Source organism: Methanobrevibacter sp. UBA212, assembly GCF_905233225.1.
GTDB lineage: Archaea > Methanobacteriota > Methanobacteria > Methanobacteriales > Methanobacteriaceae > Methanocatella.
This window is the reverse complement of the sequence record NZ_CAJODJ010000009.1, coordinates 26155-49587: the sequence shown is the minus strand read 5'-3', so window position 1 is coordinate 49587 and position 23433 is coordinate 26155. Positions and strand designations below refer to the sequence as shown.

At 39.4% G+C, this 23433-nt stretch carries 24 protein-coding genes and 1 pseudogene; 14 read left to right on the top strand and 11 right to left on the bottom strand.

Going from position 1 to position 23433, the window contains the following annotated elements:
- From QZ138_RS11395 to QZ138_RS03055, 3 genes and pseudogenes are all read left to right on the top strand, one after another.
- A partial coding sequence (locus QZ138_RS11395; RefSeq protein ID WP_369334564.1) for a zinc ribbon domain-containing protein occupies positions 1-177 on the top strand: 177 nt, incomplete at its 5' end.
- 82 nt (positions 178-259) lie between these two features.
- A pseudogene (locus tag QZ138_RS03060) lies at positions 260-1138 on the top strand (lectin like domain-containing protein); the annotation flags it as partial.
- Between the two features lie 262 nt (positions 1139-1400).
- A complete protein-coding gene (locus QZ138_RS03055) occupies positions 1401-2246 on the top strand; it encodes a HEAT repeat domain-containing protein (RefSeq protein ID WP_292886092.1) in 846 nt (281 codons plus the stop codon).
- Here QZ138_RS03055 and QZ138_RS03050 read toward each other — a convergent pair whose 3' ends face one another.
- Positions 2247-3074 (bottom strand): carbon-nitrogen hydrolase family protein, encoded by an 828-nt coding sequence (locus tag QZ138_RS03050; protein ID WP_292886089.1) that lies wholly within the window; start codon positions 3072-3074, stop codon positions 2247-2249.
- Positions 3075-3115: 41 nt separating this feature from the next.
- On the bottom strand, positions 3116-3832 hold the full coding sequence (locus QZ138_RS03045) for a zinc ribbon domain-containing protein (RefSeq protein WP_292886086.1): 717 nt from the start codon (positions 3830-3832) through the stop codon (positions 3116-3118).
- Between the two features lie 69 nt (positions 3833-3901).
- Here QZ138_RS03045 and QZ138_RS03040 point away from each other — a divergent pair, with 69 nt between their 5' ends.
- Positions 3902-4381 carry a hypothetical protein gene (locus tag QZ138_RS03040; protein ID WP_292886084.1) on the top strand — a complete coding sequence of 160 codons (480 nt, stop codon included), beginning with the start codon at positions 3902-3904 and terminating at the stop codon, positions 4379-4381.
- On the opposite strand, the gene nucS is transcribed toward QZ138_RS03040, so the two are convergent.
- Positions 4378-5160, bottom strand: coding sequence for an endonuclease NucS (nucS, locus tag QZ138_RS03035; protein ID WP_292886081.1), 783 nt, complete (start codon positions 5158-5160; stop codon positions 4378-4380). The genes QZ138_RS03040 and nucS overlap by 4 nt on opposite strands.
- Positions 5161-5282: 122 nt before the next feature.
- Between nucS and QZ138_RS03030 the strand changes: the two genes are divergently transcribed.
- From QZ138_RS03030 to QZ138_RS03020, 3 genes are all read left to right on the top strand, one after another.
- A complete protein-coding gene (locus tag QZ138_RS03030; protein WP_292886078.1) occupies positions 5283-6224 on the top strand; it encodes an alpha/beta fold hydrolase in 942 nt (313 codons plus the stop codon).
- On the top strand, positions 6224-6499 hold the full coding sequence (locus QZ138_RS03025; protein ID WP_292886076.1) for a DUF5750 family protein: 276 nt from the start codon (positions 6224-6226) through the stop codon (positions 6497-6499). Before QZ138_RS03030 ends, QZ138_RS03025 begins: the two co-directional genes overlap by 1 nt.
- A 127-nt stretch (positions 6500-6626) precedes the next feature.
- On the top strand, positions 6627-7601 hold the full coding sequence (locus QZ138_RS03020; RefSeq protein WP_292886073.1) for a hypothetical protein: 975 nt from the start codon (positions 6627-6629) through the stop codon (positions 7599-7601).
- Positions 7602-7616: 15 nt separating this feature from the next.
- Here QZ138_RS03020 and nadA read toward each other — a convergent pair whose 3' ends face one another.
- The 3 genes from nadA to rnz are packed head-to-tail and all read right to left on the bottom strand — an operon-like array spanning position 7617 to position 10185.
- A complete protein-coding gene (gene nadA, locus QZ138_RS03015) occupies positions 7617-8531 on the bottom strand; it encodes a quinolinate synthase NadA (protein ID WP_292886070.1) in 915 nt (304 codons plus the stop codon).
- Positions 8528-9277: a mechanosensitive ion channel family protein gene (locus QZ138_RS03010; RefSeq protein ID WP_292886067.1), complete on the bottom strand. Its 750-nt coding sequence runs from the start codon at positions 9275-9277 to the stop codon at positions 8528-8530. Before QZ138_RS03010 ends, nadA begins: the two co-directional genes overlap by 4 nt.
- Entirely contained in the window at positions 9274-10185 is a 912-nt protein-coding gene (rnz, locus tag QZ138_RS03005; protein ID WP_292886065.1) for a ribonuclease Z, read from the bottom strand. The genes QZ138_RS03010 and rnz overlap by 4 nt, the downstream gene beginning before the upstream one ends.
- A gap of 70 nt (positions 10186-10255) precedes the next feature.
- Between rnz and nadC the strand changes: the two genes are divergently transcribed.
- Complete coding sequence (gene nadC / locus QZ138_RS03000; RefSeq protein WP_292886062.1) at positions 10256-11080, top strand: carboxylating nicotinate-nucleotide diphosphorylase; 825 nt, start codon at positions 10256-10258, stop codon at positions 11078-11080.
- Between the two features lie 3 nt (positions 11081-11083).
- Here the strand turns inward: nadC and QZ138_RS02995 are convergent, their stop codons facing one another.
- Positions 11084-12604: a DEAD/DEAH box helicase gene (locus QZ138_RS02995; RefSeq protein WP_292886059.1), complete on the bottom strand. Its 1521-nt coding sequence runs from the start codon at positions 12602-12604 to the stop codon at positions 11084-11086.
- A 168-nt stretch (positions 12605-12772) separates the two neighbouring features.
- Between QZ138_RS02995 and carA the strand changes: the two genes are divergently transcribed.
- A complete protein-coding gene (gene carA / locus QZ138_RS02990) occupies positions 12773-13855 on the top strand; it encodes a glutamine-hydrolyzing carbamoyl-phosphate synthase small subunit (RefSeq protein WP_292886056.1) in 1083 nt (360 codons plus the stop codon).
- 14 nt (positions 13856-13869) lie between these two features.
- Complete coding sequence (carB, locus tag QZ138_RS02985; RefSeq protein WP_292886053.1) at positions 13870-17046, top strand: carbamoyl-phosphate synthase large subunit; 3177 nt, start codon at positions 13870-13872, stop codon at positions 17044-17046.
- 18 nt (positions 17047-17064) lie between these two features.
- Here carB and QZ138_RS02980 read toward each other — a convergent pair whose 3' ends face one another.
- A complete protein-coding gene (locus tag QZ138_RS02980) occupies positions 17065-17658 on the bottom strand; it encodes a zinc ribbon domain-containing protein (protein WP_292601610.1) in 594 nt (197 codons plus the stop codon).
- Positions 17659-17782: 124 nt separating this feature from the next.
- On the opposite strand from QZ138_RS02980, the gene QZ138_RS02975 reads away from it, so the two are divergent.
- The 4 genes from QZ138_RS02975 to QZ138_RS02960 are packed head-to-tail and all read left to right on the top strand — an operon-like array spanning position 17783 to position 20751.
- Positions 17783-18937 carry an amidohydrolase family protein gene (locus QZ138_RS02975; RefSeq protein ID WP_292886049.1) on the top strand — a complete coding sequence of 385 codons (1155 nt, stop codon included), beginning with the start codon at positions 17783-17785 and terminating at the stop codon, positions 18935-18937.
- A gap of 41 nt (positions 18938-18978) precedes the next feature.
- The gene (locus QZ138_RS02970) at positions 18979-19401 is read left to right on the top strand and encodes a universal stress protein (RefSeq protein WP_292601746.1); all 423 of its coding nucleotides are present in this window, start codon (positions 18979-18981) and stop codon (positions 19399-19401) included.
- A gap of 38 nt (positions 19402-19439) precedes the next feature.
- Positions 19440-20285, top strand: coding sequence for a CBS domain-containing protein (locus QZ138_RS02965; RefSeq protein ID WP_292601615.1), 846 nt, complete (start codon positions 19440-19442; stop codon positions 20283-20285).
- 7 nt (positions 20286-20292) lie between these two features.
- Positions 20293-20751, top strand: coding sequence for a hypothetical protein (locus tag QZ138_RS02960; RefSeq protein ID WP_292886046.1), 459 nt, complete (start codon positions 20293-20295; stop codon positions 20749-20751).
- A 157-nt stretch (positions 20752-20908) separates the two neighbouring features.
- Here the strand turns inward: QZ138_RS02960 and QZ138_RS02955 are convergent, their stop codons facing one another.
- The 3 genes from QZ138_RS02955 to QZ138_RS02945 are packed head-to-tail and all read right to left on the bottom strand — an operon-like array spanning position 20909 to position 23419.
- On the bottom strand, positions 20909-21571 hold the full coding sequence (locus tag QZ138_RS02955; protein WP_292886043.1) for a TfuA-related McrA-glycine thioamidation protein: 663 nt from the start codon (positions 21569-21571) through the stop codon (positions 20909-20911).
- 4 nt (positions 21572-21575) lie between these two features.
- The gene (locus tag QZ138_RS02950; protein ID WP_292886040.1) at positions 21576-22778 is read right to left on the bottom strand and encodes a YcaO-related McrA-glycine thioamidation protein; all 1203 of its coding nucleotides are present in this window, start codon (positions 22776-22778) and stop codon (positions 21576-21578) included.
- Positions 22775-23419: a site-2 protease family protein gene (locus tag QZ138_RS02945; protein ID WP_292886037.1), complete on the bottom strand. Its 645-nt coding sequence runs from the start codon at positions 23417-23419 to the stop codon at positions 22775-22777. The genes QZ138_RS02950 and QZ138_RS02945 overlap by 4 nt, the downstream gene beginning before the upstream one ends.
- Between the last annotated feature and the right edge of the window lie 14 nt (positions 23420-23433).

Genomic DNA, 23433 nt, shown 5'->3' with positions numbered 1-23433 from the left:
TCCACAAAAACATGCCACAAATGCGGCCACAAAAACAACAACATAACCCTAAAAGACAGACAATGGAATTGCCCAAAATGCGGCACACATCATGAAAGAGACCACAACGCAGCAATCAACATCTTAAACGAAGGGTTAAAAACACTAAAAACAGAACCTAGGGGGCCTAGGGGATAGCTTAAAATATTTTCCATTCATATAGAATGGATTACCTAAGAATCTCCGACCTCTACAGGTCGGAGAGGTTCAATCAAACGAATTCACATCAAAGTATGACGAATTGATCGGCGCTGTCGGAACATACTTCAACAGCTCCGGAATCGCTTACTCATTTGATGTGTATGTCAACGGCGAGAAGGTCCACACGCAAAGCGGTGTAAGCGATTTTGCAGGATTTAGCACAATCGTTTTGAACAGATACATTCCAGTCAAAACGGGAGACAAATTCAAGGTTGTCTTCAAAAGCAATGCGCTTCCTTATCAGGCATATTCAAGACAACACTACATTGCAGGAATGAGTTTTGTAAGTTCTGACGGCAAGTCATGGAGCGATATAACACTTCAAAACAAGACCGTTTGTCTTAAGGTCTACACCGTCAGGGATGATACAAAAATCATCAATAACAATGACATTTCAGTTGATTATAATGGGGGTTCATACTTCACCGTAAGGGTTGTAACTGCTGACGGCCGTGCCGTTGGGGCCGGTGAAAAAATCACATTCATTATCAACAAAAAGACCACAACAGTAAAAACTGACATGAACGGCGTGGCCAAAGTCAAAATAATTGGTGGTCCTGGAAAATACACAATAACAACCAAATACAATGGCAGAACCTACACAAACAAAGTCACCATAAAACATGTCCTGACAACCAGCAAGGTCACAGTCAAAAAGACCGCCAAGAAGTTTACCCTTAAGGCCAAACTTAAAATCAACGGTAAATTGGTTAAAGGCAAGAAAATAACATTCAAATTCAAAGGCAAAATCTATAAGGCCAAAATCAACTCCAAGGGAATTGCAAAAGTCACTGTTAAAAAGGCTGTTATCAAAAAGCTTGAGAAAGGCAAAACTTATGCTTTTAAGGTCACTTATCTTAAGGACATCGTAAAATCAAGTGTTAAGGTTAGCAGATGATATCTCTCATCTGCAGTCCATTTTTATTTTTGATTTTTTACAGAATAATCTCCCATTGAATAATTGATGGAAGGGTTAATATAATCACTGATTGCATTTCTATCTTTCATTTGGTGGAACGGCATTTGCATTAGTCAATGGCTATTGCAAGCCATTACACTTTCAGTCGCAATGAGGGTATATCAAATACTTTTTAATGCAGATTTTTGTGGTTTTAAGAATATCATTAAAGATTATATATTCCTAAAATCTAACTATAACTATGTCAAATTTAAGTTTTGAAGAAGCAATTAACAATTTATCCGACGATGATGTTAAGGTCAGAAAGGAAGCTATCGAATCATTGGTTGGAATCACTGATGAAGAAGCTATCGAACCGTTAATCAAAGCCACCACTGACGATAATGCACAAGTAAGATTCAAAGCGGCTGAAATTTTAGGCAGCATGGGAGATGTGGCTGTCGATAAATTAATTGAAGAGTTTACAAATGCGGAAGGTAAGGACAAACGTTTTTTAGCCTTTGCACTTAAAGAAACTGAAGATAAAAGAGTCATTCCTTATTTTTTAGAGGCAACTTCCGATGATGATTTTGGAGTTAGAAAGGTTGCAGTACGTGCTTTGGGCGAACTTCAGGCTGAAGACGAGCTCGATTCAATTGCAAAATGTCTTGAGGATGAGGATTGGGGAGTCAGGCTTGCAGCTATTCAGGCATTGGGTGACCTTGCAAGTGATGAATCAATCAAATTAATCAAGGATGCAAGAAAAGCTGAAGAGGATAAGGACTTCAAGAAATCCTGTAACAAGGCAATCAAGAAAGCTCAAAAAAGACAAAAAGCCAAGGCATCCGGTGAAGCGGTTGTAAAGGTTATTCCTATGAGCACAATTAAGGAGATGGAAAAAACCAATCTGCAAAAAGCCATTAAAGAATATGAACGCTATGTAGAGGCAAAACAGACTAAGGATGCTCCATACAAAAGATTATGTATTCTATACAGAAAGGCTGATGACTATGACAATGAGGTCAGGGTCATAGAAACCGCAATCGAAGTCTTTGAAGGCACCAAAAAGGTTGACTACTTCGAAAAAAGATTGGCCAAGTTAAAATAGTCATTTTTCAATGACTTCATAGAGATCTTTCCTTTTGTTTTTTAAAACGGGAAGCTCTTCTCTTACTTTTTTTATTTCACTCAAATCAATTTCACAGATGACTAGTTCCTCTTTTTCTCCCGCCTGGGCAATTACTTCTCCCCATGGATTTGCAATGATTGAATGGCCATAGCTGTGATAGCTTGCATCAATATTCAATGCAGGTGCAACTCCTATGCAGAAAACCTGATTGTCCAGTGCTCTTGAGCGAAATAGCAGTTCCCAATGTGCGGGGCCGGTTGTCTGGTTGAATGCTCCCGGATAAAACAGAATTTCAGCACCCTTTTCAGCCATTATCCTTGCAAGTTCGACAAATCGAACGTCATAGCATATTCCGATGCCTATTCTTCCGAAATCAGTGTCGGCAATTGTAAAGTCATCTCCTGCAGTCAAAACATCTGATTCCTTGAAGGTGATTCTGCCTTTGACGTCAATGTCAAAAAGATGCATTTTCCTGTGTTTTGCTATGATTGAGCCTGTTTTGTCGAATAGGTAGCTGGTATTGTATAGCTTGTCGCCTTCCCTTTCGGGGATGGATCCCGCAAGGATGTAAACGTTATATGATTCGGCAAGTTGAGAAATAGTATTTAATGTGCAGCTGTCATGCTCATTTTCGCCGTATTCGACAAACTTGTCATTTGAATAGGGGCAGTTGAACATTTCGGGCAAAACTATAAAATCTGCATTGCTGTGTGCACTGTCGGCTATAAATGAGCCTGCTTTTTTAAGATTGGCCTTTTTGTCATCCACTACATTCATCTGACAAAGGGCAATTCTGACTTTATTCATGTTAACACAAAAAATAGAAAAAAGTATGAATTAAATCATACTTAAGCGATGTCTGCTGAACTTATTGCGTTTTCAATGTCTTGAGATGTAAGGGAGTTTTCAGCGTCTCCGGTTATTTTGAAAACATAGAGTTTTCCATCACTGAACATTGAAATATATCTGGTGTAGTCTCCATTTGCATTTTCCAGTAGCATATTTGAGGAGTTTCTACCGTCTACGGTTATTGTTTCAACAAGTTCGACATAATCTCCGCCTTCTTGAGCGTGAGTGATTCTTTGTTGTGTTATTTCTTTTAGGGATTTTGCTGTAGTAGTAATGTTGTAGTATTCAATAGTTGTATTTTCCGGATTTTTGAAAAATACCGCACTGCTGTGTTCCTCATCACTTCCATTTACTTCTTGCCATGATTTTGGATATTTGAATGAAAAATCTCCATCCTTGTATTCAACTAAATCATTTGATTGAAGTATTGGGTTAGAGTTACTACTGCTTGAAGTATTATGATTTGATCCCATAAGTACAATTCCACAAATAACAATCAATGTTATAATTAAGATAATTCCAATAACTAACTTCTTTCTCTTAATAATGGTAAGAGTGCCTTCGTCATTGGTCTTTTTCTCTGTTTTTGGTTTTTCTTGGAAAATATCCTCTTTTTTAGGTGCTTTAGCTTTCTGTTTGGGGAATTGATAACCGCAATTACCGCAAACGGGAGCACCATCATAACTAGGATTTCCACATTCTGGACATTTTTTCACAGATTTACCTCCATTAAATGTTACATTTAATTTTTATATTATAAAAATATATTTAATTAATGTGATAGTATGGCAGATGAAGAAATTATTAATCTTGATGACATAAATTATGCAGTTTATAAAATTGGCGAATGGAAAAATCATTATGAAATCAATCAGATAGGCCTATCCAGAGAAATACCGGTTACCAAAAATACAATAACCCATATTAAGTTTTCCATGGATGAAATCAGAAATTCACAATTTTCACTTTCAGATAAAACGGTCAACGGATTTGTTGCCATTGCGATGCAGTTGAATCCAAAGGTCCAGGAAATGGAATTGGATGATGTCATCGAATTGGAGGAAAATGAATATCAAAATATTTTATCAGAATTGGACGGTCTTGATGTTTTGAGCGATGATGAAAGCATTCCCCTTGACGGCGAGGAATATCTCATTTACAAATTGGAAAAGGACTGTCATGTAACCACTTCAACTCCGGCAAATGAATTCACTCAAAAATTCTATGAGGCGGAATTGAAAAAAATTGAAGATGCCCTGGATTAGAAGAAATCCAGAGTCACTTTCTTGTCTCTTTTTAACTCACGGGGAGGTTCAACGGATACGAATTCGATTCCTTCCTCTTCAATCATCTCAAGTGCATCATCCATGATTGACGGCGCAACAAGCAAACCCCTTATCTTTTTCTTTTCGGCTTCAACTTCCCTTAAATAGTCATTGTCGGTATTTTCCATATCCTGAATGTATCTTCTGAGCTGTTTTACTGCGGTCACTCCCGCTTTTCGGGCTTTCAGTTCCAGAATCATCAAATTGTTGTCGCTGTCCTTTCCTAAAATGTCAATGAATCCGTGCTCAACGCTGTATTCTCTTGTGGTCGGCTTGAATCCCTCTTCGATTATATGTGGCTTTTCCATTATCATGTCGCTCATGTCCTTTTCATATCCGGCCTGTTCAAGCTCCTCAAAGTCCTCCACATTCGCATAGTTGATGAATTGGACATGCTTTATCTCAACGGTCAAAAGCTCTTTTGGGGTTCTTCTGTGGCTTTCCAAAAACAGGTTGTCATTTTTTATGTAAGCTCTTGTTCGGGATTTTGGAGGCTGCCAGTTTACCGGCTCCACCTTTTTTTCCTGATGGATTAGAAATGCCCCGTCCGGCTTAATCATTATTATTCTCTCTCCCCAGTTCAATTCACTCAGGGCTCTTCCTTCATAGTTTACCTTACAGCATGCAAAAATAAGTATTGTGGCCCTTTTTCTAAGTGCCTCTTCAATCAAATCATAAGCATCTTCACAATTAGGTTTTTCTAAAATTTTATATTTCATCACAATTTACATTGTTTAGATTAATTTAAATAATTTGTTTTCAAAATCAATTATTATAGTTCGGGGGAGGAATTTCCATTTACGATGATGAATATTTTGAAGAAAAGAAAGAGTATTTTACCATGGATTCGTTTGAATTTGAAAACGGTGAGATAATTGATGATGCTGTTGTTGAATATATGACCTTTGGAACTCCTAAATATGATGAGAACGGAGTTATTGACAATGCAATTCTTTACTGTTCAGGTTCTCTTGGAACATTTGCCGGAATAAACAAGATTTTGCCGCTGACCGAAAAGGGCGATGCCTTTGATGGGGACAAATACTTTTTCATCAGCATGTCCGCTTTGGGGGCTCCAGGATCCTGCTCCCCTTCTACAACCGATTTGAAAAACAGGTTTCCAAAATACTCCCTTGCCGATGTCGTCAATTTCCAAAAACAATTTTTAGATGAAAAATTCGGCATCGGACATGTTGTGGGACTGATCGGCAATTCGATGGGAGGATTTGTCGGTCTTACACAGGCAATCCTCTATCCTGATTTTCAGGATTTCATCATATGCGGCGTAAGCAGCTACAAGGTTGCAGGCCATGATTACATCCTTTCGAAATTTGTGGACGAAATCATAACTTCCGATCCGGATTATGCAAAAGGCGAAATGACCTATTCATTAATAAGGACTTTGAGGTTGGCAAACCTTGCCGAGTTTAATTTTGGACTGTCCAAGGAGGCATTAAGGGCAATGCCTAAAGAGGAACTGGCCGCTGAATTCGAAACATTCGGAAATGAGATGCTTGAAATTGACATTTACGATTTGAAATACTGCAATGAATCCTGCATGAACTTTGATGTTGAGGATGATTTGGATAAGATCACTTCCGATGTGTTAATCGTTGCATGCAAACAGGACCCTCATTTCCCGCCGGAACTGGATGGTGTTCCGATGTCTGAAATGATTGAAAATTCCCGGCTGATTGTAATGGACTCAGAATTGGGGCATCTGTGCTTTAACGAACTTGAAACAATTTCAGATGAATTGAAGGAATTCATGGATGGGTTTTGATGATAGTCAATATTTCGGATTACGGTGACAGGGACGATAAGAAGTTCATCGAATACTCCATTTCAGGATTGTCCGAAATGCAGTTGGATTACCTGAAAACCAATTTAAACGAGGATATTGTTGTTAGGGGTGAGGTCATGGTATTGACAATGTATTTTCGTGATGAATTGTATCCTTTCAAAAGCGACGTTGCAAAAATAAGGTTGGACGATTTCATTGCCCGTGAGGAAATAGAGATGAATGTCTTTTTGTCAAGTTTTCTTGAAGATATGTAACATATTTTATACTTTAATGTTTTAAATACGGTTGTATTTTGATTTTTTACCAATTATTTTCAAAGCATTCTAAAAAAAATTTATATGTTCATAATCACTATGTATTAATTGAAAGAGGTTTTTTAAAATGTATCTTGAAAAAAATATTCATGTAATGGATTCATTTGAATTTGAGTATGGAAGAGTGTTGGAGAATGTTGAAGTTGAATATAAGGTTTTCGGCACTCCAAAATATGATGAAGAGGGATTCATTACTAATGCAGTCTTATTTTTTTCTACATTCAATGGAGTCTATTCCTTTTTAAGTGAATCTCATAAGTACATAATGAGCCATGGTAATTTTACTGATGAATTCTATTTTATTGTAGTCAGTCCGTTAGGAACTCCTGGGTCATGTTCTCCTTCATCCACCGGTTTGAATTATGAATTTCCAAGATATACCTACACTGATGGAATAAATTTTTTAAAACAGTTTTTGGCGGAAAAATTTAAAATAAGAAAAATCTTGGGTCTGGTTGGGGAAGGTATTGGAGGTTATGTAGTTTTAACATGGGCATGTGAGTTTCCTGATGAAATGGAATTCATTTTTATTGTAAATTCTGCCGCTAAGGTTTCAGGATACAGATTTATCATTTCAAAAGTTTTGGAGCTTATCATGGATTCAACTGAGGATTATTATACCGATGGGTATAGCATTTCAAAAACTAAGAATATGATTGCAGTAAATGCGCTTCTTTTTGCTCATTCTTCCTCTAAAAAAATATTTAATAATTTAAACAATGATGAAATTACCGCAATATTTGAGGATTTCAATGATGAATGCATCTTCAGGGACATCTATGATTTCAAATTCAGAAATGAATGTTCTATGGAATATGATGTGGTGGATAAACTGGGCAATATTAAGGCCAAATCATTGTTCGTCGGAACCAATGATAACTATTTCAATTTTGAATTGGATATGCTGCCGTTTAAAGAACTGGTTCCAAATTCAATTGTCATAAAACAGGAAGATAAGAAAGAGAATTATTACTTTGAAGAAAAAGATTATGCTCCTGTTGGCGAAGTTGTCATCGCCTTTTTAGAGCAATTTAAAAAATAAGGTGTTAAAGCTAGTTTAACTAGCGTTTAACATATGTTCAACTGCTTTTCTGGATTTGTCAGCGACATCCTTAGGCAATGTGACTTCAGGAGCTTCATTGACAAGTGAATCTCTGATTTTTTCAAGGGTGTGCAGTTTCATTGTTTCACAGATTGCCCCTTCAAGCATAGGATAGAGTTTTTTGCCCGGCACCTCTGAGTTGATTCTTGTAATCATGTCTATTTCGGTTCCGATTACGAATTCCTCCTTGTCGCTTGAAGCAATGTGTCTGAGCATTCCTCCGGTTGACATCACTTCGTCACATGCTTTTTGAACTTCAAGCTTACATTCTGGGTGGCAGATTATCTCAGCGTTAGGATATTCTTTTCTTTTAAGCTCAACGTCTTCAACATGGAATAGTCTGTGGACATAGCAATGGCCGTCCTTTGGAACAGGAATGATTTCCTTGTCGGTCTTTTCTGCAACATAGGTTCCCAGATTTTTATCCGGTCCGAACAATATCTTGTCCTGCGGCAGGCTTTCAGCAATCTTAGCTGCATTTGCGGAGGTACATAATGTGTCTGCGTGCTGCTTTGCCTCAGCAATACTGTTGACGTAAAGAATGACTCCCGCATCAGGATGCTCCTCTTTTGCCTTTAGCAGTTCCTCTTCAGGAAGCATATGTGCCATAGGACATTCTGCCTCAAGTGTGGGAATGATGATTTTCTTATCCGGATTTAGGATAAATGCGGTTTCTGCCATAAAGTCAACTCCGCAGAATATTACCAAATCCTTGTCGTCTATTTCGGAAGCCTTTATGCACAATTCCAGTGAATCGCCTAAAAAATCAGCAATCTCCTGAACTTCTTTAGGCTGGTAGTTGTGTGCAAGGATTATTGCATTTTTCTCTTCTTTTAACTTTAAAATTTCTTCTTGAAGTGAGTTATTCATACTTTCCACCCATTTTCAACATATTTTCTTATTTCATTTGTGATTATTAATTTATATTTGTCTTTGCTATTAAAGTCTTTTACCCAAAATGATACTTTCACTTTACTTTGTTTAAATGATATCTCCTTTGCATAGACATCAGGTTTCGGTTCCTTTAAGATTTCATCATACTCTGAAATCTTTCCTGTGATATAATCCTTAAACTCCTCAATGTCAACATCTAATGCCAACCCAGTCAATATGTCCACCCTATACTTTTCAGGAGCCTTATACTGCAGGTATGGTTCATTTGTCAGGGTTGAATTTGGAATATGGTCCTTAACTCCGATGTCGTCAACAATGATTGTGGACCTGAGTGTGACTCGTTCCACAATTCCCTTTTTGCCTTTGATTTCAAGCGTGTCTCCGACTTTTATGCTTTTTCCAAGAATCAGTACGATTCCGGAAAACAGGTTTGAGATGATATCCTTTGCAGCAAAACTCACTGCAATACCGACAATACCCAAACTCAATAGTGTTCCGGTCAGATTGATTCCAAAGAATTGCAGAATGACCATCAATGCGATAAAGTAGATAATATAATTAATGATGTCTCTGACGAGATAAACTAAGGTCATATCCGTTTTAAATCTTTTCATCTTATTCATTAAAAAGGCAACGACACGTGTAAGTATTGATGCCGCAATAATGATAAGCAGAATATAGATTAAGGTTGTTGTAGGGTCGTCCACTGTTGGAATATTCATGATTTGCCTCGAACAATTTCTTCCATATAATCTTCGGCCAATTCTGTGTTTTCAAAGATTTCCTGGGCTTCCTTTAACATTATCTGAGCGTATTCCTCTCCATATCTTGTGCTTATGTGGGTGATTATCAGTTTTTTGCTGTTTGATTCACGGGCAACAAAAGCCGCATCCTTTGAAGTGGAATGGCCATACTCTTCAGCATTCTGCGCTTCTTTTTGTATGAAAGTTGACTCATGGATGAGCAATGTGCTGTCCCTTGCAAACATGATCATCTCTTCACAGGGACGGGTGTCTCCAGAATAGGTTATCTTAATCCCTTTTCTTGGGGGGCCGAGAACCTGCTCAGGCTTTATGGTTCGCCCATCGATTTCAATCTCCTCTCCATTGTGCAGCTTTCCAAAGGCAGGGCCAACTGGAACTCCCAGCTCAATGGCCTTTTCACGCAAAAACCTTGGCTTTTTCTTTTCTTCAATGGAATAGGCTAATGACGGAACATTGTGCCTTACGCTTTGTGCCCTGATGACATATTCATCTGTTTCTTCAATGATTCCGGTGTCAATTTCAATAAATTCCACAGGATACTCGATTGCACAGTAACCTAAACTGTAAATGGCATCCTTCAATTTGTTCAAACCTCTTGGGCCGTAAACCGTTAATTTTGATTCCCTTCCATTCAGGCTCATGGATTGAAGCAATCCCGGAAGGCCCAATATGTGGTCACCATGAAAATGTGTGATGAACACTTTTGATATTTTCATAGGGCTTACATTGGTAAACAATAATTGCCTTTGTGTCCCTTCACCGCAATCGAACAGGAATACATCCCCAAAAGCCTTGAGTGCAATTGAGGGATGGTTGCGGTCTTTCGAATGGACTGCCGATGAGGTTCCTAAAAATGTTACTTCCATAATCTATCACTTCAATATTAATATAGAATTAATTATATATTCATAATTATATTAAATTTTAGGTGATTTTTTGGATAAGATTATTGAATACATGCTGGCTGAAGATGAAGGATTCGGGGACATTACCTCAAATGCGGTGGTTGAAAAGGACAAGATTGTAAATGCGTCTATCGTATCAAAGGATGAGGGCATTTTGGCAGGAATTGATGTCATTCGTGAATTATTTGAAGAATATGGTGTTGAGATTACTCTCTGTTTGAAGGAGGGAGTCAGAATCTCTAAAAACGACTTGCTTATATTATTCAGGGGTGATGCAAGAACAATATTGCTTCTTGAACGTACCGCACTGAATCTGCTCATGAGGATGAGCGGTGTTGCCAGTGCCGCTGCCGAATATGCCGATTTGGTTCGTGATTACGGCGTAAGGATTGCAGGCACCCGAAAAACATCTCCCGGAATAGCGAAATTTGACAAGTATGCTCTCACTGTCGGCGGCGTTGACACTCATCGCTTCAGTTTGGATGATATGGTTCTCATTAAGGACAATCACATTGCAGTTTGCGGATCTCCATTGGATGCGCTTTTGAAGGCCAAGGAAAACACAAGCTTTTCCAAAAAAATAGAAATAGAAGTTGAAACATTGGACGATGCGGTTGAATGTGTTGAAAACGGTGCGGACATTGTGATGCTTGACAACATGTCCGGAAATGAAGTCAAAAATGTCATTGACGAGCTTGAAAAGCTCAATATCCGTCAGAATTCTCTGATAGAGGTTTCAGGCGGAATCACAAAGGACAATATCATGGATTATGTTGAATATGGCGTCGACATCATTTCAATCGGGGCGCTGACACATTCCTCAAGAAGCCTCAATTTCAGCCTGAGGATAGAGTAGTTGTCATAGCCTCAGCGATAATTTTTCCTTCAGCTCCTCATCGGTCATTTCGGTGATGAATGTTTCATCGCTGCTTATGGCCTTTTCAGCGAGATTCAGCTTGTTTTTGCTCATCTCGTCAATCACTTCTTCAAGGGTTCCCTTTGTGATGAACCTGTATACCATCACATCGCTTTTCTGACCGATCCTGTGGACCCTGTCCGTTGCCTGGTTTTCGATTGCAGGATTCCACCACAGGTCATAATGGATAACGTTCTGTGCGGCCGTCAGGTTCAGTCCGACACCACCTGTCTTGAGTGTGGCAACAAGAATCTTGCAGTCCTTGTTTTCCTGGAAAGTCTCAATCACTTCCGTTCTTTTCTGCTGGGAAAGTGAACCGTGTAAAAAGAGCACCTCGGTTTTCAGCTTTTTGGATACAAGTTTCTTTATGATTTTGCCCATCTGGGCGTATTGGGTGAATATTATCACCTTTTCATCCATATCCCGGATGTTTTCAAGGATTGTAATCAGAAGTTCCATCTTTCCGGATTCCGAAATCTTCGGATTGTCAGAACGCAGGAACTGTGCCGGATGATTGCATGCCTGTTTAAGGCCGGTAATGATGTTTAAGATGATTCCACGTCTTTCAATGCCTGTTTTTCCTTCCAAATCCTCAAATATGCCGTCCATTATCGCATTGTATAACTTGATTTGCTTGTTTGTCAGGCTGCAGTAGATGTCATTGACGATCTTGTCTGGAAGCTCGTCCTTGATGTTGTCATGGGTCTTAAGGCGCCTCATGACAAACGGCTTTGTTATTGTCCTGAACTTTTCCAGCGTCTTTGTCTCTTCAAGCCTCTCGATTCTCATCACGTAGTTCGCCTTGAAGCTGTCCAGTGATGATAGGTATCCCTTGTTTACAAAATCAAATATTGACCAGTAATCAGTCAATTTGTTTTCAATGGGAGTACCTGTAAGGGCAATCTTTGTTTTTGCCTTGACGTTCTTGATTGCCTTTGTCTGCTGGGTATTCGGATTTTTGATGTTTTGAGCCTCATCAATGACGCATATGAACCATGTTTTGTCTAAAAACATGTCCAAATCAAGCCTTATCACTCCATAGGATGTAAGCATTATGTCATATTCCTCAAACGGGAATGTCCTGTTTGACCCGTGATAGATGTAATATGACAGTTCCGGTGTGAACTTTTTGATTTCATTTTCCCAGTTGGATATCAGTGTCGGAGGGACAATGATCAGTGACGGCTCGCTGTCCAGAGGATTTGCCTCCTTGAAATGGAGTATTGCGGTTAAAACCTGGACCGTTTTACCCAGCCCCATGTCATCCGCCAGTATGCATCCGAACTTATATCTGACATTGGAGACAAGCCATGAATAACCTATCTTTTGATAAGGCCTCAGCTCTCCGGTAAATGACTTTGGAACGTCGTAAGCTTTGGTTTCCCCAATCAGTTTCTTGAATTTCCTGAAATCATTCGGGTTTTTCATCTGATTTTTAATTAACTTTTCAGATTCCTTGTCCATAGTCTTATTTTGGTCATTTTAATTAATAAATTTTCAAAATTGAATTTTAAAAATTGAATTTTTTTTTCAAAAAATGAGGATTTCCCTGCTAAAAAACAAAGTTTAATAATAATCTAAAATAAAATATAATAAAGATAGTAAATTTTTATATTTTATTATGGTGATTTAATGGTAAAAATAGCTAAATTGGCTTTGGAAGATGGAACTATTTTAAAAGGTGAAGCATTCGGTTATGAAACCACCAAATTAGGAGAACTCGTTTTTTCCACAGGTATGGGCGGTTACACCGAATCATTGACTGATCCATCTTTTAAAGGAGAAATATTAATGTCCACTTACCCGCTTGAAGGTAATCACGGCGTAAGTGAAGAGTGGTATCAATCTGACAAGATTCAGGTTGAAGGATTTGTTTGTCGTGAAGTTTGCAGTCAGCTTTCAAACTTCGGACCTCAAAAAACATTGGACGAATTTTTAAAAGAGTTTGAAACTCCCGGAATCAGCGGAATCGACACTCGTGATTTGACACTTAAAATCAGAGAAAGAGGTTCACTTAAAGCGGCAATCACAACAGAAGATATAGATGATGACAAGCTCCTGGAAATGGCAAAATCACAGCCAAGCATTGAAGACAGGGATGTTGTGCCTTTGGTTTCCACAAAGGAAATCAAGATATTCAATGAGGATGCAGACAGGAAGGTTGCATTGATTGACTGCGGTGTCAAGAAAAACATCATCAACTCATTTTTGGAACGTGACATCGGAGTCGTATTGTTTCCGTATGACACAGACTACAAGACAGTCCTTGACTATTCTCCGTCAGGACTCATGATTACATCAGGACCTGGAAACCCTGACAGGGTGTCAGAGACCATCGAAACCATGAAAAAGCTATCAAACAGGCTGCCTATTTTCGGTATCTGTATGGGTCAGCAGCTCATTGCCAAATCATTCGGCGCAAGATCATATAAGATGAAATTCGGACACCGTGGGGAAAACCAGCCGGTAAAAGACTTGAACACTGGAAAAGTGTTCATTACTTCACAGAACCACGGTTTCACAATTGACAAGGAATCCCTGAAGGAAACCGATTTGGTATTGACTCAAATCAATCTGAATGACGGCACACCTGAAGGAATTTCCCATAAGGAGCTGCCGCTGCATTGTATACAGTACCACCCTGAAGCGGGACCTGGTCCGAACGATACAAGACACATTTTTGACGAATTTAACCAAATGATGGATGATTATTAATAGGAGGATTACAAATGCCAGTAGATAAAGATATTAAAAAAGTATTGATTATTGGTTCCGGACCTATTCAAATCGGACAAGCAGCAGAATTCGATTATTCTGGTTCACAAGCATGTAAATCACTAAGAGAAGAAGGTATTGAAACAGTGCTCGTCAACAGTAATCCTGCTACAATTCAAACCGACCTGGGAATGGCCGACACTGTTTACACTGAACCGTTGACTCCTGAAGTCGTTGCAAAAATTATTGAAGAAGAGGAAATTGACGCTATTTTACCAACCATGGGTGGACAAACCGGATTGAACATTGCAACAGGACTTGGAGATCTGGGATTGCTTGAAGGAATTAAGGTAATAGGTTCTGACGTTCAGACAATTAAGGATGTGGAGGACCGTGACTTATTTGCAAACCTTATGGAAGAAATCGGAGAGCAAATTCCAAAATGTCACGCTGTTGAAAGCGTAGATGCAGCCCTTGAAGCGGTTGAGGATATCGGATATCCTGTTATCGTAAGGCCTGCTTTCACATTAGGAGGAACCGGTGGGGGAATTGCCCACAACGAGGAGGAACTCATTGAAATCGCAAATCACGGACTTGACATGAGTTTCATCAACCAGGTTCTCATCGACGAATCAGTACTCGGATGGAAGGAAATCGAATTTGAAGTAATGAGGGATAAGGAAGACACCTGTATCATCGTATGTACCATGGAAAACATAGACCCTATGGGAATCCATACAGGAGACAGTGTTGTAGTCGCTCCTATCCAGTGTCTGTGTGATGAAACCATCCAGAAAATGCGTGACGCATCAATCAAGATTATCAGAGCATTGGGAATCCGTGGAGGATGTAACATTCAGTTTGCGCTGAACCCTGAAACCGATGAATACAAGGTCATCGAAGTAAACCCAAGGGTATCAAGAAGCAGTGCGCTTGCATCAAAGGCAACAGGTTACCCAATCGCTAAAATCTCATCAAAAGTCGCATTGGGACTGACTTTGGATGAAATCAAAAACGACATCACAAAGGAAACCCCTGCATCATTCGAGCCTGCTATCGATTATGTTGTTATCAAAATCCCAAGATGGCCGTTTGACAAGTTCAAGGGAATCAGCCGTGAAGTTGGAGTTCAGATGAAGGCAACCGGAGAGGTAATGGCTATCGGAAGAACCTTTGAAGAGGCATTCCAGAAAGCGTTAAGGTCACTTGACATGGGATTCGACGGATTTGAATATGTCGAATGGAGTGAGGAGGACCTTGCTCATCCGACTGATCTCATCTACTTCCAGATTTATTCAGCAATAAAGGACGGAATGGATATCGACAAGATTCGTGAACTCACCAAAATCGACAATTTCTTCCTCTACAAAATCAAAAACATCGTAGAGTTTGAAAACGACATTACAGCTGAAAAGCTTGACGATGAGGAATACCTGAGAAAGGCAAAACAGATGGGATGCTCAAACAAGCGTCTGGCGGAACTGTCCGGCCAGACTGAAGAGTATATCAAAAACCTGCTTACCAGATACAACATCAAACAGTCCTACAAGATGGTGGACACCTGCGCTGCAGAGTTTGAGGCAAAAACCCCATACTACTACAGCAGCTATGATGAGGGTAACGAGCTGACTTCAACAACAAAGAAAAAAGTGGTTATTCTTGGTGCAGGACCTATCAGAATCGGACAGGGTATAGAATTCGATTACTGTTGTGTACACTCCTCCTTGGCATTAAAAGAAGAGGGAATAGAAACAATCCTAATCAACAACAACCCTGAAACCGTAAGTACAGATTATGACATTTCAGACAAGCTGTTCTTTGAACCGTTGACCTATGAGGATGTGATGGGAGTAATCGAACAGGAAAAACCTGACGGTGTCATCGTGCAGTTCGGAGGACAGACCTCAATCAACCTTGCCGTGCCGCTTGCAAATGCCGGCGTCAAGATATGGGGAACACCATACGACAGTATCGACAGAGTAGAAGACAGGGAACTCTTTGCAGAGCTTCTTGAAAAACTTCACATTCATCAGGCACCATACGGAACAGCAAATTCATTCGAAGAGGCAAAAGAGATTGCAGAAAGAATCACATTCCCTGTCCTTGTACGTCCGTCATATGTTATCGGGGGAAGGGCAATGGAAATCGTTTATGACATGAACGAGCTTGAGGAATATATGAAAGAGGCAGTTAAGGTCTCACCTGACCACCCTATCCTTGTGGACAAGTTCCTTGAAGATGCCATCGAGCTTGATGTGGACCTGTTATGCGACGGTGAGGATGTATTCATTGCAGGAATCATGGAACACATCGAGGAAGCAGGTGTTCATTCAGGAGATTCAGCATGCGTGATACCTCCTCAGACAATTCCGGAACATATCCTCAACACAATCCGTGAGCATTCAACCAAGCTGGCCTTGGAATTGGACGTCAAAGGTTTGATGAACATTCAGTATGCTGTCAAGCTTGATGAGGAAATGGTATACATCATCGAGGCAAACCCTCGTGCAAGTAGGACAGTTCCGTTTGTGAGCAAAGCCATCGGTGTGCCATTGGCAAAAGTTGCAACATGGATCATGAACGGTGCCAAATTAAGGGACTTCGGACTTGAAAAGGAAATCAAGATAGGTCACGTGGCTGTAAAGGAATCAGTATTCCCATTCCTGAAACTTCCTGAATCCGATACAGTGCTTGGACCTGAAATGAAATCAACCGGTGAAAGCATAGGTATAGATGACAGCTTTGGAATGGCATTCTACAAGTCACAGCTTTCAGCAAACATGGAACTTCCTAAGGAGGGTAAGATTTTCATCAGCGTCAAGGAAGCCGACAAGAAGAAAATCAGGCCAATCGCTGAAAAGGCTGCCAATTTAGGATTTGATATTGTGGCAACTGCAGGTACCGGTGATGCAACAGGTCTTGATTCAGTTGAAAAAATCCTGAAAGTGTCACAGGGATCTCCTAACATCAGGGACGCAATTCTAAACAATGAAATCGACCTGATTATCAACACCTCTGAAGGTAAGCAATCCGCCAAGGACGGTTATATCATCAGACGTTTGGCCATTGAGTTAGGTATACCTTACGTTACCACTTTGGCAGGAGCAAGAGCAGTCTTGAATGCTATTGAAGCTGTTCAGAATAATGAAATCAATGTAAAATCCTTAAATGAATATGTTGATGGAGAATAATTATTCTCTATCCTTTTTTTAATTATTATACAAATAATCCTTAATGTTAATACCGCATGAAGGACATTCCTCTTCACCGATTTTAAGCCTGCTTTTACACTTGGGACAGAAGTTGAGCTGAACCTTATACTCTTTGCTTTGATCAATGACTGCGTTGACCTCAATTCTTTCGGTGATGTTGCTTTTCAGGACACTCAGGTCCCAGTCACTGTCCATCAAAAGCTTCTTATAATAGAATGCTTCAGTCATTGTGTCGTAATGACCTATGATGTCGTCGCCTTTTTTAATGTAGAATTTCCTTATCTTGTGGTCAAAAAGGATTTCCCCTTCCCTTTCCTTTTTATTGAATTTTGTTCCCTTGATTCTGCCTTTTGGGCGTTTTTCGGGAAAAGGAGGCAATTCCATATTTTCATACTTGTTTTCAAGGTCGCATTCGACAAGCAGGTCATAATCGAAATTACAAAAAAACAGCGCATCCCTTTCATATAATGCATCGGATAATTTTCTGAACTCTCCATAATCCTTATTGTTGTATTTGACCCGGTATACGTTGCCGGTTTTAACAATATTCCTGTAAAAGTATCTTATTTCCTGGGAGTTAATAGAAATCACCTTGATGGTTTAAAAAAGAGATTATCGAATTTTAACGATATCTAGTTTATATTATTGTTTTTCAAATTTAATAAATTTATGGAATACAAAAATACTTTAATAAAAAAAATTAGATTTTACTTTAATGTTTACTGTATCAAATGGAATTATATTGAAAGGCCAGGATTTGACTCCAGTCCGTGAAAATATCGTTGTGGACAATGGGAAAATCATTGAGATTGCAAAGGATGCAAAAGAGGGCAAAATCATAGATGTAGATGGTGCCGTCGTATGCCCGTCATTTATCAACGGCCATGTTCACATTGGTGACTCCATAATCAAGGATGAGGGTTATAGCCTTACATTGGCTGAAATGGTTAAGCCTCCAAATGGCGTCAAGCATGTTGCCCTTGCAAATGCCGAAGATGATGATCTAATCGATGCCATGAGGCAATCCATGCAGGACATGATTGACTCCGGAACAACCCATTTCATTGATTACAGGGAAGGCGGAATCAGGGGCGTCAAGCTTTTGATGAAGGCTTCAGAGGGCCTTCCAATCAAACCAATAATTCTTGGCCGTGACGACAGCTTCTATGGCGATGATCCCGATTTGGGAAAGGTTAAAAAAGCCATCCAGAAACTTCTGAAAATTGCCGATGGAATCGCTCCGAGCGGATTCGGTGAAATAACTCCTGAAGTTGCCCGTCTAATCTCTGAGGAATGCAGCAAACAGGGCAAAATCTCATCAATTCATGTGGCGGAATCAGAATCCAATCAGATTGAGTCATTAAACAATGATAGGCTGACTGAAATCGCCAAGGGCGTTAAGAGCAATTTCGACCAGCTTGTCCACCTGACAAATCCGAAATCCAATGATTTGGAACTTGTATCCAGGTCAGGTCAGAATGTTGTGGTCTGTCCAAGGGCAAATGCGACATTAAACGTCGGTGTGGCTCCTTTAAGTAAAATGCTTGGGTTGGGAATAAGGCCATTGCTTGGAAGCGACAATGTGATGCTCAACTCACCGGACATGTTCAGGGAATTGGAATTTACCATAAAGCTGATGTCCGTTTATCATAAAAATTATATCGACCCTAAAGAATTGGTTAAAATGGCAACAACCAATATCTGCGGATTTGAAATCAACAGTGTTGTCGAAAAGCAGGTAATTTCAGAGGATAGTTTTGCCGAGTTCAATGTTTTAAAATCTTTTTCTAAAAATCCATACCTTAATATATGCAATCGTGTAGAAACGAAAAATATATTATATACCATTAACAAAAAGATAAATGTATAATATCATGGATATGAATCCATATATTATGGGAGATGTTAATGATGTATAAAAAGATATTGGTTCCTACAGACGGTTCAGAATTCGCAAAGAAAGCTGGGAAACATGCGTTATTCCTATCAAAGGTTAGTGGGGCTGAAATAGTTGCTGTGAGTGTCACAGAAAATAATTTTGTTAACGGACTTCCATTGGATGATGAGATATACCAGTTAAACCAAATCTTAAAGGAAAGATCAGAAGAAAATCTCAAGGAATTTGATGAATTAAATGATGATGATTTAAAGATTACTCATGTAATCAGGGAAGGGTCACCTGCTAGAGTCATTTTAGAGGTTGCCCAGGAAGAGGATATTGACCTGATTGTAATGGGTAGTTCTGGTAAATCTGGCTTCGATAGATTTATTATGGGTAGTGTGGCAGATAAGGTTGTAAATTCAGCAAAATGCGCAGTACTTGTTGTCCATTAAAATTATAATTATTATTGTATTTTATAAAAGGTGTTTTTATGTTAGTTAAAAGAACAATGTCTAAAAATGTAGTTAGCGTTTCCGTTCCAGGAAACCGGGAAAAAGTTTTAGACTTAATGAGAAAAGAAAACAAGGCAGTACTTCCTGTAGTTAAAGAGGATACTGATATTTTAGTAGGACTAGTAACTCGTTCTGATTTAATTAATAATCCTGATGAAGAACAAATTGCAATGTTAATGACCAGAGAGTTAATCACCGTCAAACCTGGTGACGATGTAGTTGATGCTGCTCGCGTTATGATGGAAAATAATGTTAGAAGAGTTCCTGTTGTAAATGATGATGGTGAATTAGTGGGCATTATCACTTCATTCGATTTAGTGTCTAAAGCTTTAACCAAAATTGAAGTACACGATGCTGTTGAAAATTATATGATTACTACCGTTCCGACAACCTGGGAAAAAGCTCCTTTGAATGTCGCTTTTGAAACCATGAATCAGTTCGGACTGAAATCAATTCTGGCACTTGACGACGATGCCAAATTGTCAGGTATCCTGACTGAAACCGATTTCATTTCTGAAATTGAAATTATCTCTGAGAGAAGCGAACACAGTTCCACCGTTGGAACCGAAGGTGACAAATGGTCCTGGGACAGTACTTCAGTATTGTACATTGAGAAAAACAGTTTAAAATTCGCTGACAAGACTGTTGCTGATGTTGCTGTAAGCAATGTTGAAGTGGCCAATTCCAAAACTAAAGTTTCCGACTGTGCTAAAAAAATGAAATCCCTAAACATTGAGCAAATTCCTGTAATCGGTGTTGAAGGAGATTTGGTCGGTCTTGTAAGGGCCAGTGATTTAATCAAAGCATTAGTTAAAAACGAATAGTGGTATAATGGCTGTTAGTCCAGTATTGGTCATCAAAGCAGATGAAAGTACTGTTGGCGTTCGTGCAAGATTGTATGATGATTATTCTGAACATGAAATAGTATTGAACTCTGTAATTACTTATTGGTGGGCTAATGACTTGCCTCCTGCCATAAAATTTTTAGAGCTTTTCGATTCGGTCATCAAAAGGACAATCAATGAAATATTGCCTCACAAGACATTGAACCTGAAATATGAGGTTAAGGCAAACCAGGTTTTGGAGAAGGCTTCTGAAATTGAAGTCAATCTGATTTCTGTCATTGCAGATGATGTCGGATTTAAGATTGAGGGTTGTTCATTTTCTTTGAGTGGAATCCGCAAAGTCGAAAGTGATTTTGAGGCCAATGAATTTTCAACAAGTTTTGATCATGTTATCGAAACTCCGGACATTGTCCTGAAAAAGTATCGTGAAATGAATGAAAAATAATTCATTTCCCATTATCTATTTTTCTTTTAGCATTTTAATTTTGTGATGAATTTAAAGTAAAGTTTCATCAACATTATCATTTTAATTAATCATGATTTCATTTTAGTTAATCATTCAATAAATTTCCGTTAAAAAGAGTTTTGTAATGTGGATGATGCTAGTTAGTTTCATCAATTTCTTTTTTGATTACTTTAAGAAGGTCTTTTGCATCTTCCTTTTTAATGTCAGGTGATGTTCTGATGAAATCAATCAGCTCCGATTTTTTATCATCGTCCAATTCGGATTCTCTTAATGTTTGCGAATAGTTTCTTTTGGGATAGAATGTCTTTTTGGCAATCTTAAGCAGTTCGTCCCTTTCATCTTCAGTAATGATGTTTTCCTCAGCAGCATTGGTAAAGACATACTTCATATTAATCAGCGGAACGGACAGTGCTTCAAGGGTCTCGCTGTCAAGCATCACTGCCACGTCATCGTCGGAGTCAACCTCTCCTGTGGCATATTGGGTATAGACATATCCCACTCCAACCATTCCTAATGTGTCAAGTTCGGATGCCCTTAATGCACCCATGCTTGAAGCGCCGTATACCTTAACGCCGCTTTTCATCACGTTGAGTATTTCCTTGTGTCCCACAGCGGAGCTCTGGTGAAACACTCCATCAATTATTGCGATGATGTTCGGACGCTCTTTCAGGGCAGGTCCCAAATCTCCTCTCTGAATAGGCCTTTTATAAATCACTTCCACATCCTCGGTGGAATCGAGAATTTCTTTTGCCTCGTCAAAGGGAAGTGACAGGCCGGTATAAACTATTATCTTAACCATTTTATCATACTTTCAAAAATCTGTATCCTGCCCTTGATGGGTCAAGTGCGAAAAGCTCCATTTCAGGAATTATGACACGAACAACACTGACATCAAGCTCCGGACGGGTCAAATCGTGATATAGGATCTTGTCGATATCATTACCAATCAATTCCTCTTTTACAATTTCCAGATCCTTTGTGATTGATGTTGTTGACTTGTTTTCAATGCTTGAAAGGGATATCTTTTCATCTTCGTCCCTGAAGTAGTATTTGTTGATGCGTTTCATGCGCTCATATCCTGCCTCACGGGCAAAGTCTGCTCTGACTGTGTCTTCACGGGCACCGTTGATTTGTGTCGCTCTGCTCTGGGCCACTTCAGTCAATGCCCTCAGGATTGCAACTTCCGGATCAAGATGTGTTCCCATTCCCAGGGTTAAAAGACCCGCATCCCGTGTGACTGTATCGTCTGCTGATGCGGCGATTGTCGGAACATTGATGTCTGCTGTAAAGTCCATCAGCTTGATTTTAATGCCTTCTGATTCGAACTTGTCGATTGTCTCATTGACAATGTCGCTTTCAATGCTTGCTGAATCAATTTGGGCATAGTTCTTGTGTGTAAGCTCAAATATGCTCCATGCATCACGTTCAATCACTTCAAATATTCCATGCAGGATTGCTTCCTCCAGAACATTTCCTGATGCAAGGCCATTGGTATTTGACTTGAAGAGGCTTTCACAATCGTTTCCATGGATATAAGGATGGTAAATCGCATTTGTCGGGATGAAATATTCCTTATCTGAAATTATGTCTTTTGCAGTGCTCCATTCCAGCTTCATGGAATCCAGATTCTGCTTTTTAAAATCCTTCGGCAGATTCAGGGATTCGGGATTTATGAACTCTCCCAATTCGGAAATCTCCTCCACTGTGGCGATTTTAGTTTCATCGCTGTCCTGCCTTTCAGCGGAATACCTTTCAAAGCCTTCCATCATTGCAGATGCTCTTGCGTGGTCTTTGGCAATTCCCTTTCCACCGTAAATGCTCACTGCACCATCTTCTGCGGTTGGCCTGATTGCGGTATAGATTGGAAGGCCTATTCTGTCCAGGTCTGTAATGTCTGCAATACGTGTGATTCCGGCTGTCTTCAGCTTGTCCTCATTGTTTTCAATGGTCTTTTCGGGAGCGATTACTCTGTGTGTTCCTTTGAAGTATGTCAATTCATCGGTCATGCTATTCCCATAATAATTCTTACGATATTCTCAAAGCCTATTGTCATGGATGCTGCAGTAAGTGCTGCTGCGATAGCTATTGTGACAATCCAGATTCCCACATTCCATCTCAGAACTTTGGATCCGTCAAGGTTTCCAATAGGAAGCAGGTTGAACACTGCCAAAAAGCTGTTGACTGAATAGCCCACCAGACAGACGGTAAATATTATTACTGCAGTCTGTGAGGTAAATGCGGAGCGATAGACCGCAATTCCGATTGCCAGAAATATCAATGTGAGGATGATATTGACAACAGGTCCTGCAATTGAGATTTTACCGTTTATCTCATCGGTCATGTGGTTTGCGTAGGTATATACTGCACCTGGTGCCGCAAATACAAAACCGAAAAATGAGGTTATAAGTGCAAATATCAATCCTTGAGGCCATAATTTGAATTCTGCCCAGTATCCGTATTTCATTGACACAAGCTTATGTCCAAGCTCGTGGAGGATGAAACCGGTACCGACGCCGACCATAATGTATGGAAGGATGGTCAATATTGCATTCATGTTTCTTCCGGCATTTGCAATTGCAAAACACAGTGAAATTACGATAAATGCAATTATTAAATCTCTCACTTCACTACTTGTAAACTTAATCATAATGTTAAAATATC

Bases quoted from the DNA above. Each gene is read 5' to 3' on its own strand.
- QZ138_RS02970 (WP_292601746.1), top strand. From the start codon at position 18,979: ATGTATAAAAAGATATTGGTTCCTACAGACGGTTCAGAATTCGCAAAG.
- QZ138_RS03050 (WP_292886089.1), bottom strand. From the start codon at position 3,074: ATGAATAAAGTCAGAATTGCCCTTTGTCAGATGAATGTAGTGGATGAC.
- QZ138_RS03055 (WP_292886092.1), top strand. From the start codon at position 1,401: ATGTCAAATTTAAGTTTTGAAGAAGCAATTAACAATTTATCCGACGAT.
- carB (WP_292886053.1), top strand. From the start codon at position 13,870: ATGCCAGTAGATAAAGATATTAAAAAAGTATTGATTATTGGTTCCGGA.
- QZ138_RS02975 (WP_292886049.1), top strand. From the start codon at position 17,783: ATGTTTACTGTATCAAATGGAATTATATTGAAAGGCCAGGATTTGACT.
- QZ138_RS02965 (WP_292601615.1), top strand. From the start codon at position 19,440: ATGTTAGTTAAAAGAACAATGTCTAAAAATGTAGTTAGCGTTTCCGTT.
- QZ138_RS03040 (WP_292886084.1), top strand. From the start codon at position 3,902: ATGGCAGATGAAGAAATTATTAATCTTGATGACATAAATTATGCAGTT.
- QZ138_RS02995 (WP_292886059.1), bottom strand. From the start codon at position 12,604: ATGGACAAGGAATCTGAAAAGTTAATTAAAAATCAGATGAAAAACCCG.
- QZ138_RS03025 (WP_292886076.1), top strand. From the start codon at position 6,224: ATGATAGTCAATATTTCGGATTACGGTGACAGGGACGATAAGAAGTTC.
- rnz (WP_292886065.1), bottom strand. From the start codon at position 10,185: ATGGAAGTAACATTTTTAGGAACCTCATCGGCAGTCCATTCGAAAGAC.
- nadA (WP_292886070.1), bottom strand. From the start codon at position 8,531: ATGAATAACTCACTTCAAGAAGAAATTTTAAAGTTAAAAGAAGAGAAA.
- QZ138_RS03020 (WP_292886073.1), top strand. From the start codon at position 6,627: ATGTATCTTGAAAAAAATATTCATGTAATGGATTCATTTGAATTTGAG.
- QZ138_RS02945 (WP_292886037.1), bottom strand. From the start codon at position 23,419: ATGATTAAGTTTACAAGTAGTGAAGTGAGAGATTTAATAATTGCATTT.
- carA (WP_292886056.1), top strand. From the start codon at position 12,773: ATGGTAAAAATAGCTAAATTGGCTTTGGAAGATGGAACTATTTTAAAA.
- QZ138_RS02960 (WP_292886046.1), top strand. From the start codon at position 20,293: ATGGCTGTTAGTCCAGTATTGGTCATCAAAGCAGATGAAAGTACTGTT.
- nucS (WP_292886081.1), bottom strand. From the start codon at position 5,160: ATGAAATATAAAATTTTAGAAAAACCTAATTGTGAAGATGCTTATGAT.
- QZ138_RS03010 (WP_292886067.1), bottom strand. From the start codon at position 9,277: ATGAATATTCCAACAGTGGACGACCCTACAACAACCTTAATCTATATT.
- QZ138_RS02950 (WP_292886040.1), bottom strand. From the start codon at position 22,778: ATGACCGATGAATTGACATACTTCAAAGGAACACACAGAGTAATCGCT.
- QZ138_RS02955 (WP_292886043.1), bottom strand. From the start codon at position 21,571: ATGGTTAAGATAATAGTTTATACCGGCCTGTCACTTCCCTTTGACGAG.
- QZ138_RS03030 (WP_292886078.1), top strand. From the start codon at position 5,283: ATGGATTCGTTTGAATTTGAAAACGGTGAGATAATTGATGATGCTGTT.